The sequence below is a fragment of the Cupriavidus sp. SK-3 genome (genome assembly GCF_000611145.1).
Taxonomy (GTDB): domain Bacteria; phylum Pseudomonadota; class Gammaproteobacteria; order Burkholderiales; family Burkholderiaceae; genus Cupriavidus.
In genome coordinates, this window is record NZ_JFJV02000211.1 from 1 (window position 1) to 711 (window position 711).

Genomic DNA, 711 nt, shown 5'->3' on the forward strand with positions numbered 1-711 from the left:
TTAGTCCGCTCGAACTTTTCCTTTGCCATTTCGCGACTCCTGTGTCGGTAGCGATATTGCCAGTGCGGTATTTGGTGCCCATGGGCAGGATCGAACTGCCGACCTCTCCCTTACCAAGGGAGTGCTCTACCACTGAGCCACATGGGCGAAACTTGACTGCTGCTTTTAGAACTGCAACCCGGGCAATCTGGAGCGGGTGAAGGGAATCGAACCCTCGTCGTAAGCTTGGAAGGCTTCTGCTCTACCATTGAGCTACACCCGCCGGGTTACCACGCTTTCTGCTTCACCCACACCTGCCGGGCACTACTACTTTGCAATTCTTGGTGGAGAGGGTTGGATTCGAACCAACGTAGGCGTAAGCCAACAGATTTACAGTCTGCCCCCTTTAGCCACTCGGGCACCTCTCCGCAGAGAACTTAAGATTATGGTGTAACTCTCCTTGGCTGTCAAGCACTTTCCGTACTATGCAAAGTCCGGAAGGACAGCCCATTTGGAGATGACGTCGATGCCTGCACTGGCCATCTTCGGTCACACCATCAATCTCCGGTGTTCGATAAAAAATGAACACCTTCACCCTATAGGGGCTCGCCGGAGCCGCCAGAAAGGCGCCAGGCGGCCTTCCTGGCGCACCTGGGACCTACAAGCTGCCGAGCCAAACAGCGCGACAGCGGCGCTTTAATCAGCGCAAGCGAAGCCCCAAAAGCAAAACCC

The 711-nt window shown here is 55.3% G+C and carries 3 tRNA genes; all 3 read right to left on the reverse strand.

Annotated elements, in window-relative coordinates:
• Window positions 1-72: 72 nt before the first annotated feature.
• Window positions 73-147 (reverse strand) — tRNA-Thr (locus CF70_RS20675).
• Between the two features lie 41 nt (window positions 148-188).
• Window positions 189-262: transfer RNA gene (locus CF70_RS20680), tRNA-Gly, on the reverse strand.
• A gap of 59 nt (window positions 263-321) precedes the next feature.
• Window positions 322-407: transfer RNA gene (locus CF70_RS20685), tRNA-Tyr, on the reverse strand.
• Window positions 408-711: the final 304 nt, after the last annotated feature.